19 protein-coding genes and 1 tRNA gene are annotated in these 18,290 nt (G+C 46.3%); 16 read left to right on the forward strand and 4 right to left on the reverse strand.

What is annotated here, in order from left to right:
* Window positions 1-15 precede the first annotated feature (15 nt).
* From glyQ to Q0117_RS04200, 14 genes are all read left to right on the forward strand, one after another.
* Window positions 16-1,002, forward strand: a complete 987-nt coding sequence (glyQ, locus tag Q0117_RS04135) for a glycine--tRNA ligase subunit alpha (protein ID WP_297922941.1) — start codon at window positions 16-18, stop codon at window positions 1,000-1,002.
* A 5-nt stretch (window positions 1,003-1,007) separates the two neighbouring features.
* Window positions 1,008-1,730: a Nif3-like dinuclear metal center hexameric protein gene (locus Q0117_RS04140; protein ID WP_297922985.1), complete on the forward strand. Its 723-nt coding sequence runs from the start codon at window positions 1,008-1,010 to the stop codon at window positions 1,728-1,730.
* A 9-nt stretch (window positions 1,731-1,739) separates the two neighbouring features.
* On the forward strand, window positions 1,740-2,447 hold the full coding sequence (locus Q0117_RS04145) for a zinc ribbon domain-containing protein (protein WP_297922944.1): 708 nt from the start codon (window positions 1,740-1,742) through the stop codon (window positions 2,445-2,447).
* Window positions 2,444-3,832 carry a 3-deoxy-D-manno-octulosonic acid transferase gene (locus Q0117_RS04150; protein ID WP_297922947.1) on the forward strand — a complete coding sequence of 463 codons (1,389 nt, stop codon included), beginning with the start codon at window positions 2,444-2,446 and terminating at the stop codon, window positions 3,830-3,832. The genes Q0117_RS04145 and Q0117_RS04150 overlap by 4 nt, the downstream gene beginning before the upstream one ends.
* Entirely contained in the window at window positions 3,832-4,581 is a 750-nt protein-coding gene (locus Q0117_RS04155; protein ID WP_297922950.1) for an RluA family pseudouridine synthase, read from the forward strand. The genes Q0117_RS04150 and Q0117_RS04155 overlap by 1 nt, the downstream gene beginning before the upstream one ends.
* Window positions 4,582-4,647: 66 nt before the next feature.
* Window positions 4,648-5,988, forward strand: coding sequence for a signal recognition particle protein (gene ffh, locus Q0117_RS04160; protein WP_297922953.1), 1,341 nt, complete (start codon window positions 4,648-4,650; stop codon window positions 5,986-5,988).
* 78 nt (window positions 5,989-6,066) lie between these two features.
* Window positions 6,067-6,297: a 30S ribosomal protein S16 gene (gene rpsP / locus Q0117_RS04165; RefSeq protein WP_005873159.1), complete on the forward strand. Its 231-nt coding sequence runs from the start codon at window positions 6,067-6,069 to the stop codon at window positions 6,295-6,297.
* Window position 6,298: 1 nt separating this feature from the next.
* Complete coding sequence (locus Q0117_RS04170) at window positions 6,299-6,541, forward strand: KH domain-containing protein (protein ID WP_005873158.1); 243 nt, start codon at window positions 6,299-6,301, stop codon at window positions 6,539-6,541.
* Entirely contained in the window at window positions 6,534-7,064 is a 531-nt protein-coding gene (rimM, locus tag Q0117_RS04175; RefSeq protein WP_297922958.1) for a ribosome maturation factor RimM, read from the forward strand. The genes Q0117_RS04170 and rimM overlap by 8 nt, the downstream gene beginning before the upstream one ends.
* Entirely contained in the window at window positions 7,061-7,762 is a 702-nt protein-coding gene (trmD, locus tag Q0117_RS04180) for a tRNA (guanosine(37)-N1)-methyltransferase TrmD (RefSeq protein WP_297922961.1), read from the forward strand. Before rimM ends, trmD begins: the two co-directional genes overlap by 4 nt.
* Window positions 7,759-8,115, forward strand: coding sequence for a 50S ribosomal protein L19 (rplS, locus tag Q0117_RS04185; protein WP_297922965.1), 357 nt, complete (start codon window positions 7,759-7,761; stop codon window positions 8,113-8,115). Before trmD ends, rplS begins: the two co-directional genes overlap by 4 nt.
* A gap of 294 nt (window positions 8,116-8,409) precedes the next feature.
* The gene (locus Q0117_RS04190) at window positions 8,410-11,364 is read left to right on the forward strand and encodes an acyl-CoA dehydratase activase (protein ID WP_297922968.1); all 2,955 of its coding nucleotides are present in this window, start codon (window positions 8,410-8,412) and stop codon (window positions 11,362-11,364) included.
* Window positions 11,364-12,581 carry a 2-hydroxyacyl-CoA dehydratase gene (locus Q0117_RS04195; protein WP_295098664.1) on the forward strand — a complete coding sequence of 406 codons (1,218 nt, stop codon included), beginning with the start codon at window positions 11,364-11,366 and terminating at the stop codon, window positions 12,579-12,581. Before Q0117_RS04190 ends, Q0117_RS04195 begins: the two co-directional genes overlap by 1 nt.
* A 363-nt stretch (window positions 12,582-12,944) precedes the next feature.
* On the forward strand, window positions 12,945-13,574 hold the full coding sequence (locus Q0117_RS04200; RefSeq protein WP_297922972.1) for a hypothetical protein: 630 nt from the start codon (window positions 12,945-12,947) through the stop codon (window positions 13,572-13,574).
* 51 nt (window positions 13,575-13,625) lie between these two features.
* On the opposite strand, the gene Q0117_RS04205 is transcribed toward Q0117_RS04200, so the two are convergent.
* The 3 genes from Q0117_RS04205 to Q0117_RS04215 form a co-directional block, all read right to left on the reverse strand.
* Window positions 13,626-13,716, reverse strand: a tRNA-Ser gene (locus tag Q0117_RS04205).
* Between the two features lie 632 nt (window positions 13,717-14,348).
* Window positions 14,349-14,765, reverse strand: a complete 417-nt coding sequence (locus tag Q0117_RS04210; RefSeq protein WP_297922975.1) for a polymer-forming cytoskeletal protein — start codon at window positions 14,763-14,765, stop codon at window positions 14,349-14,351.
* Window positions 14,717-15,637, reverse strand: coding sequence for a M23 family metallopeptidase (locus tag Q0117_RS04215; protein ID WP_314521096.1), 921 nt, complete (start codon window positions 15,635-15,637; stop codon window positions 14,717-14,719). Before Q0117_RS04215 ends, Q0117_RS04210 begins: the two co-directional genes overlap by 49 nt.
* A 165-nt stretch (window positions 15,638-15,802) precedes the next feature.
* Between Q0117_RS04215 and Q0117_RS04220 the strand changes: the two genes are divergently transcribed.
* Entirely contained in the window at window positions 15,803-16,246 is a 444-nt protein-coding gene (locus Q0117_RS04220; RefSeq protein WP_005873145.1) for a Dps family protein, read from the forward strand.
* 544 nt (window positions 16,247-16,790) lie between these two features.
* Here Q0117_RS04220 and Q0117_RS04225 read toward each other — a convergent pair.
* On the reverse strand, window positions 16,791-17,147 hold the full coding sequence (locus tag Q0117_RS04225; protein WP_297922979.1) for a histidine triad nucleotide-binding protein: 357 nt from the start codon (window positions 17,145-17,147) through the stop codon (window positions 16,791-16,793).
* A gap of 130 nt (window positions 17,148-17,277) precedes the next feature.
* Between Q0117_RS04225 and pheS the strand changes: the two genes are divergently transcribed.
* Entirely contained in the window at window positions 17,278-18,273 is a 996-nt protein-coding gene (pheS, locus tag Q0117_RS04230) for a phenylalanine--tRNA ligase subunit alpha (RefSeq protein WP_297922982.1), read from the forward strand.
* Window positions 18,274-18,290: the final 17 nt, after the last annotated feature.

Consider the following 18,290-nt stretch of genomic DNA (forward strand, 5'->3'; position numbering starts at 1 on the left):
GATAAAAGGATAAAAATGACGTTTTCACAGATTATTTTGACGCTTCAAAACTACTGGCACGAGCAGGGCTGCTTGCTCGTTCAGCCCTACGATATGCCAGCGGGCGCAGGCACCTATCATCAGGCTACCTTTTTGCGCAGCCTAGGAAGCAAACCTTGGCGCGCGGCATACGTCGCACCCTCTCGTCGCCCAACAGACGGGCGCTACGGCGAAAACCCAAACCGCCTCGGCGCGTATTATCAGTTTCAGGTGATCTTAAAACCGAGCCCGGATAATATCCAAGAGCTCTATCTAAAAAGCTTGGAAAAGCTCGGGCTGGATCTTAAAAGCCACGATATCCGCTTCGTAGAGGATAACTGGGAGAGCCCGACGCTGGGAGCTTGGGGGCTTGGCTGGGAGGTTTGGCTGGATGGCATGGAGGTGACGCAGTTTACCTATTTTCAGCAGGTAGGCGGCATCACGTGCGAACTCATAAGCGGCGAGATCACCTACGGACTTGAGCGTTTGGCGATGTATCTGCAAAACAAAGACGACGTTTACGACATCGTCTGGGACGACAAGGCGGGGCTCGTGACCTACGGCGACGTGCATAAAAGGGGCGAGTTTGAGTTTAGCAAATACAACTTCGAGCTTGCGGACACCGCGATGCTTTTTAATCAGTTTGAAAACTGTTTCGGCGAGTGCAAGAGCATCCTAAAGCACGGCCTGGCTCTTCCCGCGTATGATTACTGTATGCTCGCGGCGCACACGTTCAACGTCCTTGACGCGCGCGGAGCGATCTCGGTCACGCAGAGGCAGGATTATATTTTAAAGATCCGCGATCTTGCCAAAAACTGCGCGCTTTGCTACGCAGATCCGCAAAAATACGTCGCAGAGCTTTGCGGCGATAAAAAAGGCGGCAAAGACGGTGACGCAGCGGACGCAAATTCCGCAGGCGCAAATTTAAAAAACGCCCACGGTAAGCAAAATTCCGCAAATAAAACAGATAAAAGCGAAAAGTGAAATTTATGAAAACGGGCGAAATTTATGAAATTTTAAACGCCGCCGCGCCTTTTTGCGATGCGGAGGCGTGGGATAATAGCGGGCTAATGCTCGGAAACTTGGATTATGAAATTTCAAAAATCTATCTAAGTCTCGACGTTACTAGCGAGCTGGTGCGCGAGGCGGAGGCGGGCTCGCTTTTGGTGGTACACCACCCGCTGATTTTCAGCCCGCTAAAATCGCTTGATCCGCGGCTCTATCCTGCAAATTTGATCTATGAGATGATCCGCAAAAACATCTCTCTCATCGCGATGCATACGAATTTTGACAAGCACGTTTTAAACGGATTCGTAGCGCGCGAAATTTTAAAATTTGAAATTACGGGCGAGCGGGAATTTTTGGTTTTCATGCGCGCGGATTTGAGCTTTGAGCAGCTGTGCGTACAGATAAAGCGCAAGCTTGGTATAGAGCATCTGCGCGCCGTAAAGACGAAAAATTTTATCCGAAATATCGCGCTTTGCACCGGCAGCGGAAGCGAACTAAATCAAAGCTTGGGCGTTGATTGCTTCATCACGGGCGATATAAAATATCACGCAGCGCTTCAAAATTTAGAAAACGGCGTGAGTTTGATCGACATAAATCATTTTGAAAGTGAGCGCTATTTTGGGCGCGCACTCGCACCTTTCTTGCAAAAAAGCGAAATTGAAGTTATAATAAGCGAGCAAAAAAATCCATTTACGTATTATTAAAGGAAAAAGATGAACAAATATTTAAGCCAATTGGTAGAGCTTTGCGAATTCGATAAGCAGCTGGACGGATTTAAGCCTAAAATCGAGGCCGCGCAGGAGAAGCTGAGTAAAAAAAGCACTGAAATAAACGGCGCAAAAGAACAGATCGAAACTCTAAATGCGGAGATCGCCGAGCTAAAATCTCAAATTTTACAAGCAAACGCGCAGCTTAGCGCATTTTCGTCCAAGCTAAAAAGCACGGGCAAAAAAAGCGGCGCGGCAAAAACCGAAAAGGAGATCAAGGCTCTTAGTGTCGAAGAGGACATCGCAAAAGAGCAGCTCGAAGCCACAAACGAGGAGATCGAAAGACTAGAAAAAATCGTAGCCACAAAGGAAGCGCTCGTAAAAGAGCAGAGCGAAAAGCAAGAGGCGTTTGAAGCCGAGCTAAAAAGCCTGCAGGAGCAGGTAAGCGCCGAGATGGGCGAGGTCGAAGTCGCTCGCGGCGCGATCTACGCCAAGCGCGATAAACTAATGCAGGCGATGAACCCAAAAACCGTCTCATTCTATGAAAAGATCCGCAAATGGGCGGGCAACACGGCGGTCTCGCCGGTGCGCAAACAGGCCTGCTATGGCTGCTTTATGCGCATAAGCGACAAGACCTATTCCGCGGTCATCAAAAGCGACGACATCGTAACCTGCCCGTATTGCGGCAGAATTTTATATAAAGAAGCCGAGTGATCTACACCGCCTTGGCGTTTTTGGCGTGGCTTGTAGCTGCGCCTTTTATTTTTATCCTAAGCTTTAAAAAAAAATACCGCACGAGCCTGAAGGCGCGATTTTTTCTATACAAAAACCCTAAATTTAGCCCCGCTGCGGTGCACTTTCACGCTTGCAGTTTGGGCGAGGTAAACGCTCTTGCGCCGCTAATTTCTAAATTTGAGAGCGTCGCGCTTAGCACGACCACGCAGACGGGCTTTGACGCGGCGCGTGCGCTCACGCCGAACTCTCGCTACCTGCCGTTTGAAAACTGGCTTCCATTTTGGCTTGCAGGCAGCCGCGTGCTGGTGATTTTCGAAGCGGAGCTGTGGCTAAATTTGATCCGTTCCGCTAAATCGCGCGGAAGCTACGTGATCCTGCTAAACGCGCGCATAAGCGATCGCTCGTACGCGAGCTATCTGCGCTTTAAGCTTTATTATCGCAAAGTGTTTGAAAATATCGATCTGGTGCTTGCGCAAAGCGAGCTTGATGCGGCGCGGCTGCGGGAGCTCGGCGCAAAAAATATAAAGGTCGCCGGTAACGTGAAAAGCGCGAATATCGCCGTTGCGACGAAGGACTATTCCGCCGCGTCCGCAAATAGCTTTGTGCTTACGATCTCAAATACCCACGAAGGCGAAGAGGAGCTTGTTTTATCGAATTTAAACGATTTTATAAAATTTCGCAGTTCGCAAAATATGCCCGAAAAATACCCGCGCGCAACGGGCTCTCATGGCGATAGAAGCTTGCCTGGGGCTGAGCTTCGCGACGAGCAGGGCTCGACCGAGCCGGTAAATTTAAACGCAGCTTCTTCGGGCGCAGTGCCTTCAAGCGACGCTTCGTTCGCCGTGCCGAATACGGCGCCTTTAAACGGCGCGTCTTTAAATTTTACCGCACCGAATACGACGTCTTCGACCGCCGCGCCGCACAAGCTAAAAATCATCCTGGCGCCGAGGCATCCGGAGCGCTTCGAAAAGGTACGTGAAATTTGCAAGGCTTGGGCGCGCGAGCATGGGTTTAGCTTCGAGCGATTTAGCGACGGCGCAGGGCTTGGGAGCGATTTCATCTTGCTCGATGCCTTCGGGGAGCTAGCGAACTTTTATAAAATTTCAAGCGCCGTGATCTTAGGCGGCAGCTTTTTGCGCAATATCGGCGGACATAGTCCGATCGAGGCGGCGAGCTTCGGCGTGCCGATCATCAGCGGGCGATTTTTTCATAATCAAAAGGCGCTGTACGCGCTCGTGCAGAATATCGTTCTGTGCGGGGCGGATGAAATTTCAAATGCTTTAAAGGAGCCGCTAAAGGGCACGCGGATAGATAAAATTTGCGATCTGCAAGAGATAGAAAATTTAATTAAGGAAAGAATTTAATGCAAGAAAAAGCCTATAAACTGCTGGCGGCGCAGGAAAACATCTCGCACAATGAAGCCAAAGCGCTCATTGACGCGGGGCTTGTAAGCGCTCGCGGCGCAAAGATCGCTCTAGCGCGCGAGATGCTCGGCGAAAATACTAAATTTAGCGTGATGAAGCCCGCAAAACCCGCGATCATTTACGAGGATGAGAACGTTTTGGCGGTCAATAAGCCGCCCTTTATGAGCAGCGAAAATTTGGAAAAAATCTATAAATTCAGCCTTCTAAACCGCCTGGATAAGGAAACTAGCGGCGTCGTGCTGCTATATAAGAACGAGGAATTTCGCGAGGCGGCGATTGCGGAGTTTAAAAATTTACGCGTGAAAAAAAGCTACATCGCGATTGTGAAGGGGATCGTGAGCGAAGAGATGAAATTTGACGAGCCGATTTTGACGATAAAGACCCGAAGCGGCGCGTTTTCTAAAATTTCGCCAAACGGCAAGAGCGCATTTAGCGAGGTTTATCCGCTTATGGTAAGCGGCAAAAAATCGCTCGTAAAAGTGCGGATCGAGACGGGCAGGACGCATCAGATCCGCGTGCATCTGGCCAATGCGGGATTTGGCGTAATAGGCGATGAAAAATACGCTAAAAGTCGCGCAAAACGGATGTTTCTGCACTCATATGAGACCGAAATTTTGGGGCTAAAATTTAAAGCTCCGCTAGGTACAAGCTTCAACGAATTCGGCTTTGAAATTCCTAAGGATCTCTGATATTCAATGGCTTTTAAGTTAATTTTAGGTAACATCGCAAGTTTAAAAATTTTATAAGGGATCAAAGTGTTTGAGATCATAAGCGAGTCGTTTAAAAATGCGGTCAATAAATTAAAAACAATCGATGACGAAAAAGCTTTAAAAAACGCCTTGGAGACGCTAAAAAAAGCGCTTTTAAAGGCCGATGTGCACCACAAAGTCGTAAAGGATTTTTTGGCGCTCGTTGAAGCCGATCTTCGTATCGGTACGATAGGGCAGAAGCCGTTTTTGCAGTCCATCAAGACAAATTTGACTAAAATTTTAACGGCGCCTAGAGGCAGCAGCCAGGGATTTGTATTTGCCGGCACGCCTCCTACGGTAGCTTTGATGACGGGACTTCAAGGAAGCGGAAAATCTACAAGCACGATAAAACTCGCGAACTATCTGAAACTTCGTAAAAAAAAGGTCTTGGTCGCAGCTTGCGACTTGCAGCGCCTAGCCGCAGTCGAGCAGCTCCGCCAGCTGTGCGAGGCGAATGAGATCGAGCTGTTTTTTATCGAGGGCGAGAGCGATCCGATAAAGGTTGCGGAAAAAGCGCTAAGCAAGGCTAAAAGCGGGCTTTATGACGTACTGCTCGTAGATACGGCAGGACGTCTTGCAATCGATGAGGCACTAATGGCGCAGCTTGCGGAGATGAAAAAAGCTCTAAATCCGCATGAAATTTTTTACGTAGCGGACGCTATGAGCGGCCAAGACGGCATTAAAACGGCCGCTAAATTTGATGAAATTTTAGGCCTTACGGGCGTGATCTTAAGCAAATTTGACGCAGATACCAAAGGCGGCGTAGCTCTTGGTATCGCGCAGCAGCTTGGCATTCCGCTTCGCTTTATCGGAACCGGCGAGAAGGTGGCTGATCTGGAGGGTTTTATACCCGATAGAATTACAGGTCGCATTATGGGCGAGGGCGATTTGGCGACGTTAGCCGAGAAAACAAGCGCCGTTTTCGACGAAAGAGAAGCTAAAGCCTTGAACAAAAAGATCAAAAAGGGCGAGTTTAATTTCAACGATTTCGTAAATCAGCTCGAAAGCGTGAAAAAGCTCGGCAATATGAAAAATTTAATCGGCATGATCCCGGGGCTTTCCGGCATGGCGAATAAGATAAAAGATATCGATTTAGAAAACTCAAAAGAGATACTTCATATCAAAGCGATGATCAATTCTATGACGCCGAAAGAGCGCGAAAATCCCGATCTGCTAAATAATTCGCGTAAGCGCAGACTTGCTGCCGGCGCGGGACTTTCGCAGGTGGAAGTAAACCGCTTTTTAAAGCAGTTCGCGGGCGCTTCGAAGCTTGCGAAGAAATTTTCAAGCAAGGGCGGCATGCAGGGGCTTGCCTCGATCGCTCAAAGGCAAAATTTACCGAGATAGCCTCTCGGTAGAGTTTGCAGATGTTTAAGTTTTAGCCATCTGCAAGTTCTAAAACTTACAAAAATTTAAGGAGAAAAAATGGCAACAGTTGTTAGGCTTACAAGAATCGGAAGAAAGAAGCAGCCTTTTTACCGCATCGTGGTAACGGATAGCAGAAAAAGACGCGACGGCGGCTTTATCGAGACGATCGGCTTTTACAATCCGTTAAAAGATAGCGATAATATCAAATTCGACGCGGAGCGTTTGGCATACTGGAAGAGCGTAGGCGCGAAGTTAAGCGATAGGGTCGCTCAAATTACAAGCAAATAAAATGGTAGAAAATTTTATAAAAGAATACGCAAAGTTGATCGCCGACTATCCGCAGTCCGTCTCTACGCAAAAACGGGTCGGTGAAAACTTTACCGAGATCATCGTCTATGCCGACAAGGCCGACACCGGCAAACTCATCGGCAAGGACGGCAAAATGATAAACGCCATAAAGACCGTCATCATCGGCTACAAAGCAAAGGATCCGATCAATTATAAAATTACCGTCAAAGCCAAAGATGCCTGATGATCTTTTAGAGGTCGCAAAGCTCGGTCGGACTATCGGCCTAAAGGGCGCGGTTAAAATTTTTGATCGCAGCGACTTCTCCTCTCAGTTTAAAAAAGGCGCCAAATTTTATCTACGAAACGGCGAAATTTTAGAAATTCTATCCTTTAGCGGCGCAAATTTTAGCGCTATTTTTAAAAATTACGAAAGCGTAGAAACGGCGGCAAATTTAACTAACCAAATCCTTTACCGTAGCAAAGAGGACACGCGGAAATTTTGCAAATTGCAAAAGGGCGAGTTCTTTTACTTCGATATTATCGGGCTTGAAATTTACGAAGACGGCGCGGTTTTGGGGCGCGTAAGGGACATATCGCAGATCGGAAGCGGATATCTTTTTGAGATAGAAACGGATGAAAGCCTAATCTCGCAGGCTTTGCCGAAAGAATTTTTCATCCCCTACGTGGATGCCTATGTGAAAGAAATTTCGCTTAGCGAGCGTAAAATTTTTACGCAAAATGCGCGCGCGATTTTGGAAAACTCATGAATTTTATCTTCATCTCGCTGTTTGAAAATCTTATCGCGCCGTATTTTGAGGACTCGATTTTAAAGCGCGCGGTCGATAAGAAAATAATCTCGACGCATTTTTTTAACCCGCGAAATTTCACGGCAAATCGGTATAAAAAAGTGGATGATTATATGATCGGCGGCGGTGCTGGACTTTTGATCGGCACGGAGCCGCTTGCCGGTACGATCGAACACGTAAGAACTAAATTTAAAAACACCAAGTTTATCTACCTCTCGCCCGCCGGTAAAAAATTTAATCAAAACGACGCCAAGCGTCTAAGCGGCGAAGAGAGCCTATGCTTTATCTGCGGGCGCTACGAGGGGATTGATGAGCGCATAGTCGAAAGATATGTAGGTGAAATTTTTTGCATCGGCGATTTCGTCCTTACCGGCGGCGAGCTCGGCGCGCTTTGTATGTGTGATGCGATAAGCCGCAACATAAAGGGCGTTTTGGGCAACGAAAGCTCGCTCGTCGAAGAAAGCTTTGAAGGCGGAATTTTAGAGGCGCCCGCATTTACAAAGCCTGATATTTTTGAAAATTTACCTATAGTTTCAGAGTTTTTAAAGGGTAATCACGCTAAAATGTGCAGCTTAAAAAATCAAATGGCGCTATGCAAAACGAGGTTCTTCCGCCCGGATATGTACCGAAAAATCGCCAGAAATAAAGGAAATTTATGAAAAACAAGTATATTCAAGCGTTTGAGGACGCTCAGATCACAAGCAAAAGTGTGCCTGATTTCCGTGCCGGCGACACCTTAAAGGTAGCCATCAGGATTAAAGAGGGCGATAAGAGCAGAATTCAAAATTTCGAAGGTACCTGCATTACACGCCGCGGAAATGGCGTCAGCGAGACCTTCATTATTCGCAAGATCGGCGCAAATAGCGTCGGCGTAGAGAGAATTTTTCCGATCTACAGCGAGAGCATCGAAAGCATCGAGGTTCTAAGAAAAGGACGCGTTCGCCGCGCGAAGCTATTTTACTTACGCGACAGACGCGGTAAAGCGGCTAAAATCAAAGAGCTTAGAAAATAATCCTTTAAATTTACGCTTCCCAATTCAAAAGGAAGCTCTTTTTATAATGCGCGAGATTTTAAAAGATTTCGCGCAAAATCTACTCGCATTAAATCTAAAATTTTACAACTTTTCCATTAAAATTTTTAATTCTAAACTGCCTAAAAATCGTCTTTTTCGATAGAAAAAGATAAAATATATCCTGATTTTATTTGCGTTTAAAAATATTACTATAAAATGCAAATTTTAATTTAGAAAGCTCGCGCTAAATTTGAGAATTTGGCCGAGTAAAATTTATTCAGTAAAGAGCGAGATGTGATTTTTTTAGGCATTGACGTAGGATCAACCACTGTTAAAACGGTAGTTTTAAACGAAAAATATGAAATTTTAAGCAAGAGCTACGAGCGGCATTTAGCAAAGCCCAAAGAGCTGGTGCTGGATAAAATTTTGCAAATCCAAAAAACCTATGCAGGCGAGCAATTCAGCGTCGCCATAGCGGGTTCAGCGGGCATGGGTATCGCCAAAAATTGCAAAATTCCGTTCGTCCAAGAGGTTTTCGCTACCTCGCTCGGCGTCAAGCGGATGTTTCCAAAGACCGACGTCGTAATCGAGCTGGGCGGCGAGGATGCTAAAATTTTATTTCTCACGGGCGGACTTGAGGAGCGGATGAACGGCTCGTGTGCGGGCGGCACCGGTGCATTTATCGATCAGATGACCAACCTTTTGCATCTGGATATCACGGAGCTCGACCGCCTAAGCTTTTCGGCTAATAAAATTTACCCGATCGCCTCACGTTGTGGCGTATTTGCTAAAAGCGACATTCAGCCGCTACTAAATCAAGGCGTTAGAAAAGAGGATATTTGCGCTAGTATCTACGCCGCGGTCGTCGAGCAGACGATCTCGGGGCTTGCGCAAGGTCGCGAGGTCAAGGGCAATATCCTGTTTCTAGGCGGCCCGCTGTTTTTCCTAAAAGGCCTTCAGAAGCGCTTTAAAGAGGTGCTAAAGCTCACCGACGAAACGGCGACTTTCCCCGATATTGCGCCTTACTTCGTGGCTTACGGCAGCGCGCTGTACGCAAAAGATACAGGCGAAACGTTAAATTTAGAGGAGACGATCGCGCTTTTAAAAAAGGAACCCGATAGGACCGCGCTGGAAGCCGAGCCGCCACTTTTTAAAGATAGGGCGGAATTTGACGAGTTCACCGCTCGCCATGCCCGCGCGAGCGTGCCTAAGGTGGATATCCACACCTACAGTGGAGATGCGTATTTGGGCGTGGATTGCGGCAGCACTACGATCAAAGTCGTGCTTATGGGCGCAAACTACGAGCTGCTGTATAAATTTTACTCCTCCAATAAAGGCGATCCGGTCGACATCCTATTGCCGCGCCTTAAGGAGCTATACGATCTTTGCGAGGGTCGCATCAAGATCAAGGGCAGCGGCGTTACCGGATATGGCGAGGATCTCATTAAAACCGCCTTTCGCTTTGATTACGGTATCGTCGAGACAATCGCGCATTATAGTGCTGCGCGCCACTTCAATCCGAAAGTAGATTTTATCATCGACATCGGCGGGCAGGACATCAAGTGTTTCTCCATTAAAGATGGCAATATCGATTCTATCGTGCTAAATGAGGCATGTAGCTCGGGCTGCGGCTCGTTTTTGCAGACCTTTTCAAATTCTTTAGGCTACGACATTAAAGATTTTGCAAGCTTAGCCCTTTTTGCGACCCATCCCGCCAAGCTCGGCAGCCGCTGCACGGTCTTTATGAACTCTTCGGTCAAGCAGGCTCAAAAGGACGGCGCTACGATCGAGGATATCAGCGCTGGACTTGCTATTAGCGTCATAAAAAATGCGATTTACAAGGTTATCCGCGTGCGAAATGCCGACGATTTGGGTCAAAACATCGTAGTGCAGGGCGGGACATTTTTAAACAACGCTGTGCTGCGCGCTTTTGAAAAAGAGCTCGGCAAAAATGTGATCCGTCTAGATATCAGCGAGCTTATGGGTGCATACGGCGCGGCACTTTTTGCCAAAAATAACGCAAACGAGCGTACCGATATGATCAGTCGTGCAGAACTTGAAAATTTTACTCATCGCAGCGAATTTAGCGTTTGCAAGCTCTGTACGAACAAATGCCCGCTTACGATCAGCTACTTCGGCGATACTAAATTTGTCTCGGGCAATAAATGCGAGCGCGGAGCAGGCAAAGAGATCCGCCACGACATTACGAATTTATTTGAGTTTAAAAACGAGCTTTTGCGAAAATATCGTAAGCCGCCGAAGCAAGACGCACCGCGAGTCGGAATTCCGTTTGTTTTGAATATGTTTGAGATGATCCCGTTTTGGAGCGCGTTTTTTGAAAATTTAGGCATGAGCGTCGTGCTGTCGCAAAAGCCGCGAAAAGAGACGCTGTTTTTAGCAAGCCAAAGCATCCCGAGTGATACCGTCTGCTACCCGGCTAAAAGCGTGCACGGCCACATTTACGATCTGCTAAATAAGAGCGTCGATTTTATCTTTTATCCGTGTATGAGCTACAGCCTGGATGAAAATATCAGCGAGAACTGCTACAACTGCCCCGTAGTCGCATACTATCCCGAACTGATACGCGCGAACGTAGGTGCGCTGGAGGAGAAAAAATTTCTCTATCCGCACGTGGATCTTAATATGCAAGATTCGTTTTGCAAAACGATGCAGGCTGAGCTCGCGGATGCCGGGTATAAATTTCATTCCGACGCCGTGAAAAACGCCGTCTTGCAAGGCCTTAAGGAGCTGCAAAACTATAAAAATACCATTTTAATAAAAGGCGAGGAGACCCTAAAGGAGATCAATATAAGCGGCATGCCTGCCATCGTGCTAGCGGGTCGCCCGTATCATATCGACAAGACGATAAATCACGGTATCGATCGCTATCTAAATTCCTTGGGCTTTATAGTGCTTAGCGAGGATGCGCTACCGCTTAGCAGGGTGCAGACGAAAAGCCTTAATCAATGGACCTACCACGCCAGGCTTTATAGCGCGGCACGCTTCATCTGTAAATATCCGCGCATGCAGCTGGTGCAGCTAGTCAGCTTCGGCTGCGGGATAGATGCGATCACGGGCGACGAGGTGCGCGACATACTGCGCCAAAACGGTAAAATTTACACTCAACTTAAAATCGACGAGGTTACGAACCTAGGTGCGGTCAAGATCCGTCTGCGTAGCCTAAAAGCGACTATGATAGAGCGCGAAAGGCAAGGCGCGCAACAAGAAGCAAGAAAGGATGCGCGCTAATGTTTGCTAAATTTACGAAAGATATGAAAGCGACCCACACGATATTGATCCCCACGATGATCGATCCGCATTTTCGCTTTATGCAAGGCGTGCTGCGCGACGAGGGCTATAAGAGCGTCTTGCTCGGCGAAAATCGTCAAAATATCGTCGAGGAGGGGCTTCGTAGCGTGCATAACGACATGTGCTACCCCGCGCTGCTCGTCATAGGGCAGTTTATCGACGCGTTAAAAAGCGGCGAGTTCGACACGCACAAGGTGGCGCTTCTCATCAGCCAAACGGGCGGCGGCTGCAGAGCGAGCAACTACATAAATTTGCTTCGCAAAGCGCTTGAGGACAGCGGTTTTAGCTACGTCCCCGCGATCTCGTTAAATTTCGGCTCGCTAGATGAGAATGAATTTAGCCTCGGCAAAAAATCGCTTCTAAAGCTCTTTGCCGCGATATTTTACGGCGATTTGATGATGGGGCTGTATAATCAGTGCAAGCCCTACGAAAAGATCAAAAACCAAACGAATGAAATTTACGAACTCTGCGCCGAGCGGATCAAAAATTTGACCGATCAAAGATCGTTTTTCAATCTTAAGAAAAATTTTAAATTTATCCTCTCGCAGTTCGCTAAAATCGAGCGCGACGATAAGCCGCGAGTGAAAGTAGGCATCGTGGGCGAAATTTATCTAAAATACTCGCCTATCGGCAACAACGGCCTAAACGCCTATCTCATCCGCGAAAACGCAGAGCCCGTAAATACGGGGCTGATGGACTTCGTGCTTACCTGCATCTACGATGCGGTTTACGACAAGCAGCTCTACGGCAAGGGCGGCGCGGCATATTACGGCTCGCTAGCGGTCGCTAAGGTAGTGGAATTTTTCCAGCGCATGATGATTAAGCAGATGAAGCGCTTCGGCTTTCGCGCGCCGAGCCCATTTAGCGAGGTTCGCGCCGCCGCCGACGGCTACATCGGTCACGGCGTAAAGATGGGTGAGGGCTGGCTGCTGACGGCGGAGATGGTCGAGTTCATGCGCCACGGCATACAAAACGTCGTGTGCGCGCAGCCCTTCGGTTGCCTGCCAAACCACATTATTGCGCGCGGAATGATCCGAAAGATCAAGCAGAACTACCCGCAAGCAAACATCGCCGCTATCGACTACGACCCGGGCGCAAGCGCGGTAAATCAAGAAAACCGCATAAAACTGATGCTTGCTAACGCAAATCGAAAGTAGCCCGCCACATATCAAAAATGGCTTTGGAATTTTAAATTCTAAAGCCTGCCGTAAAATTTTAAAATTTAAAAGTAAGCCTGCGATGACGGTTAAATTTTGACGCGCAAATGGTTCACCTCCTTCCTCGAAATTTCAGAATTTTAAAATCTCGATAGCTTTATTGTGCTTCTTTTACCTTTTCCATGCGTTTTGGCTTCAATTCTTGCGAAATCTCATCGGAATTTTATGGAAGTCCGCGCGAAATTCTACGCGTCGCCGCCATAAAATTCTATCACATAATTCTATTCCGCCGCGCCGTAAAATTCCACTCTCGTTAAGGCAAAATTTAATACAATCCGTCTTTAAATTTTACGAAGGAAGTTTATGAAATTTTGGATTTGCGGCGCGGTTTTGGCACTATGCTGTGGGATTTTTAGCGGATGCGCGAGTAAGAATTTGCCAGGCTACATACAGGGGCGCGAGCACATTGTCGCGATGAGTGCGGAATCCGGCGGTCAGCTGCGTATGAGCGGCGAGATTTATGATTACGTATTTGATGCGAATCTTAGCGCCGTGCGCGCCAAGGTTGCGAGTCTGGCGTCGCTAAATAAAGACGCGATAAGGCGCAACGTAAGCATGCTCACGATCGACAGATACAATGAAGGCAGTGATGCCGCATATATCCAGCACGAAATCGAGCTCGTAAAATACGATCTGCCGCTATCCGTGCAGGCTAAGCTGATGGACGACCCAGAGCAGCTGGAGCCCGCGTATAGTTCTACGTTTCGTTACCCTTATCTGATCGAAGGCAAATATTTTAAGCGCCTAAAAGATCACGACGAGCTACGCAGATCGCACCGCCTAGGCGTGCCGATCGAGTACCCTGCGCGTATAGCGGTCGATAGCGGGATCAAAAGCGAGCGCGATGCGAAAATGGATACTGACATACAAGGACTCATCGTAATGCCGCTAATGATGCCAGTGCTGCTTTTAGGCAGTATCCTCGGAGGCTGAAATCGGCTGAATCACGGAAGTGAAATTTAATTGATTTAAATTCTAAGGTAGTGGCGGACAGAGAGGGATTTGAACCCTCGAGCCCCGGTTAGAAGCTGCACCCTTAGCAGGGGTGTGGTTTCGGCCACTCACCCATCTGTCCACAAAAAGAAATCGCATTATACATAACTAATCTAATAATGGGCTTAAATTAGCTCAGTCCGCGGAATTTATCACCTCGCGGATATTTTAAGCTGGTGGCACAAAGAGCTATAATGAGTCAAAACATTCGACGTAGATAATTTATACTTGCTTACATAGCTTCTGCGAAACTTAAAACTTATGCGAGCTTTTAAAGTCTATGCGAGCAGAAATTTTGCGTCCATGCGTTATTCTGCAGTGAAATTTTAAAATTTTAAATTCAGTCGGGCGCGAATTTTAAAATCCGGCTTACAAACAAAATTTCAAAACCCCGTGCAAGTGCAAAATTTTAGAATTTAGGGTTTTACGATCTGCGTAATTCTAAAATTTTAAGTATATTTAAGCTTTAAAATTTCGAAAATTTCAAAGCTTAAAAATTTCAATAATTTTGGTTGTGAGGATTTTAAAATTTGGAATTTTTTAAAATTCCAAATTTTAAGATTGATGCCACTCTAAGACCTCGCAAATATAAAAATCTTTAAAATTCTAAGAATTCCAAAGGCTAGAAATTTTAAAATTTTAATATCAATCAGATTCTAAAACCCCGTTAGCTAAAGCTTTTTTAAAATTCTAAGAATTCTAAATGTGCGCGATTTATTCACCTAGAGCTTTGTCGATAAGCTTGACGTCTTCGCTTGCGCTGCCATTGATGACTAGGGCTTGATCGCCGCCGCTTACCGCGCTTTTTCCATTAAATTTTGCGCCGACTTCGATGCCGAAGCTTTGTGATAGCACGTCGCCTACGAGCACACCGCCGCCTAGCAGCTCGACGAGCTCGGCTTCGATATTGCCGAAAAATTTGCCGCTGATTACGATATGCTTGGCCCTAATCGAGCCGCGCGCAGTACCGTTTTTACCGATGACGACGGTGTTATCGGAGATCACGTCGCCTTCGACATTACCATCGATATGCAAAATGCACGACAGGTGCAACTCTCCTTTGATGAGCGTGCCTGACGAGATTATTGTTGTTTGAGCGGTGTTTGCATCGCCTTTATTAAAGATTGCCATGGGACATCTTCCTCCTTAGTAAAAATTTCTTTGTAATTTTTTTCGTTCCAGTTGATAAAATTTAGCGGATCTAACGGCAGCTGCAAAAATCTAATCTCGTAGTGCAGATGAGGTCCGGTGCTAAGTCCGGTGTTGCCGCTAAAAGCGATGAGATCACCTTTGTTTACAAACTCGCCTACTTTGCGAGTTAAATTTGAATCCAAATGCGCATATCGTGTCGTAAAGCCGTAATTATGTCGGATCTCGACTAGATTGCCATAGCCAGTAGCGCCAGCGCCGCTGTATTGGATGATACCGTCTGCAGGCGCGTAGATAGGCGTTTTAGGCGGCGTACGTAGATCAACGCCTGGGTGAAACTGCTTGCGCTTTAAGATGGGATGGTTGCGCCAGCCGAATTTCTCGCTGAGCTGATGAGTGCGCATGACCCTGCCATTTGGAATCTGCATAAAAATTTCTTTTATCAGCGCGTCAGAGAATTTTTCGTTGATGATCTTTTGCGCGCGCTCTTTGATCTCTTGTTCGGAAGTAGGCTTGATGTGAGATAGGCGATCGATCGCGCGCTCATCCTCCTCAGGATCGAGCCCAAACTGATGCTCCAAATCCGAAATTTTACCCTCGATGGCTTCAAATTCCATCTGACTTGCCGCGATACCGTCGCGAAGTTTTTGATTTAGCTCGTTAAGCTCGGTTTTGGTTCGCGAAAGGCTGTCGATTTTAGAGCCCAGATACCTGATATATAGCGCACCCGTGATGAAAACGGTAAAAACAAATAGCACCAAATATAACGCAATCTTTTTGATGATTTGCGAGAGCAAAAAATTCCTAGAGCCATTAAGGTCGGTTATGGTTATCATAAATTTGTTTTTCATAATGCGGCATTATAATGCAGCATAGCTGAAATTTCAAAAAAATTGTAGATAAATTTAAAAGCTATTTAATTTCAAAATTTCACTAAAAAATAAAATTTATTACTTAGTATAATTATAATTTAAGCAAATCTTGCTATAATTACAGCAATTTTAAATAAAGGAGACACAATGTCAAAAACGGTAAAACAACTAAACAAACTTCAGGCGGACGCTCATGCGTTCTTTGTTGCATTCCACGATTATCACTGGAATGTTAAGGGCTTACAATTCGCGCAGGTTCACGCTTACACCGAGAAAGCATACGACGAGATGGGCGAGCTCTTCGACGATATGGCCGAGCGCGCGCTTCAAATAGGTGGCAAGGCCGTAACTAAGGCTAAGGATCTAATTGAGCTTTCAAAAGACGCTCCGATTAGCGTAAAAGACAGCTATAGCGTATCTGAGGTACTCGAGGATGTTAAAAAAGCCTATGAGTATTTGGTAAAAGAATTTAAAAAGCTTCAAGAAGTAGCCGAAGAAGAGGGCGACGATACGACTTCAAATATTGCGCAGGATCACTACGGCGATTATGAAAAACGCCTATGGATGCTAAGCTCAATGCTAAGCAAATAATCCTTGCAAATCCTTTCAAAATTTTTAGGGGCGCATGCCCCTAAAACTTAAATCTACTATTTAAATTTTTAAAATTCTAAGATTATAATTTCACGCTAAAATTTTAAATTTTGCTTGAAAACTAAAGCCGAATCGCTCATCCAAAGTAAAATTCATGTAGGTTTTAAATTTCATATCGTTGAAATTTAACCCATTCGCCATGTAAAAACATAACTCTTTTTATAAAGCTCGGTCTCATTTAAAATTTTGCTGCGTCGTTAAAATTTCTTGTCGATTTCAAATTTCATAGCCGTAAAAATTCTAAGAGCTAAGGCTTTGTAGCTAAAGAGTGGCATTTGCTAAAAGAGATCGTCTGTGATAAATTTATATTGCTTTTTAGCGTCTGATGATAAATTTTAGCTTATAGTTTTACTATTTTGATTATTTTTAAAACCCCGGTGCCTATAAATGAAGCGGAATTTTAAAAATTTCAGAGAATTTCGCAAATTCCGCAAAATTTTGTAATTTCACGGAATTTTGATTTTAATAGAATTTGGTTCGAGCCTTAAAAATTCTCTTCGGTATTGCGGTCGCTTACGTGATCCCACGGCAGCTTCATTCCGCCGAGGATATGGAAGTGCAGATGCATCACCTCTTGACCTCCGTTTTCGCCGCAGTTGCAAACAAGACGGTATCCGCTCTTATCAAGCCCCATTTTGTGAGTTACTTCTTGGATGAAAGCGCTCATTTTGCTCATCACTTCGGGAGGCGTTACTTGGAAGTTTTCGTAGCATTTTTTAGGGATCGCCAGGATGTGGATCGGCGCTTTTGGGTTGATGTCGTGGAAAGCCAAAAATTCATCGTTCTCTAACACTTTGTTGCACGGGATTTCGCCGTTTACGATCTTTTCAAAGACGTTCATTTTAGATCCTTTTATGAGGGTTGAAATTTAGCCGCGATTATAGCCAAAAAATCCAAACACGCAAATTTACCTAGCTTTTATCAAATTTTAACTACAATCGCGCCATTAAATTTAACCACAAGGATAGAATTTGCAAGAGATTAAAGCAAAAATCGACGCTGCATCGAGCTTAAGCGAGCTGGAAGCCGTGCGCTTGGAGCTTTTCGGCAAAAAAGGCATCATAACGGCGCTTTTTTCCGAGCTCAAATCCGCAGCGCCCGAGCAGAAAAAAGAGCTTGCCGTAAGCGCGAATGAAAAGCGCGATTATTTCAGCGAGCTCATCGCTGTAAAAAGGGCGAGCCTGGAAGAGGCGGAGCAAAAAGAGGCGATGAAAAATGAAGCGAGCGACGTCACGCTTTTTAACGAAAACGTAAACTGCGGCGCGCTGCATCCGGTGATGGAGACGATGGATAAGATCATAGACTACTTCATCGCGCAAAATTTCAGCGTCGAAAGCGGCCCGCTCATCGAGGACGACTTCCATAATTTTGAAGCGCTAAATTTACCCAAATACCACCCGGCACGCGATATGCAAGATACGTTTTATCTAAATGACGGGCGGCTGCTGCGCACGCACACCAGCGGCGTTCAGATCCGCACGATGGAGAAATTTAAAGCTCCGCCGGTGCGCATGATCGCCCCCGGCGCGGTATTTCGCCGCGATATGGATCTAACCCACACGCCGATGTTTCATCAAGTGGAGGGTCTCGTAGTCGAGCAGGGAGACCGCGTGAGCTTCGCAAATTTAAAATACGTTTTAGAGGAATTTTTGCGCTATATGTTTGGAGACGTGAAAGTGCGTTTCCGCCCGAGCTTCTTTCCGTTTACGGAGCCAAGCACCGAAGTCGATATCAGCTGTATTTTCTGCCACGGCGAGGGATGCCGCGTCTGTAAGCAGACGGGCTGGCTCGAGGTGCTAGGCAGCGGCGTGGTCGATCCTAACGTCTTTAAAGCGGTGGGCTGGAAAAACGTCAGCGGATACGCATTCGGGCTCGGTGTCGAGCGTTTCGCGATGCTGCTGCACGGTATCCCCGATCTGCGCTCGCTATTTGAAGGCGATATTAGATTATTGGAGCAGTTTAAATGATAATAACGAGAAATTGG

The organism is uncultured Campylobacter sp. (assembly GCF_937997535.1).
GTDB lineage: Bacteria > Campylobacterota > Campylobacteria > Campylobacterales > Campylobacteraceae > Campylobacter_B.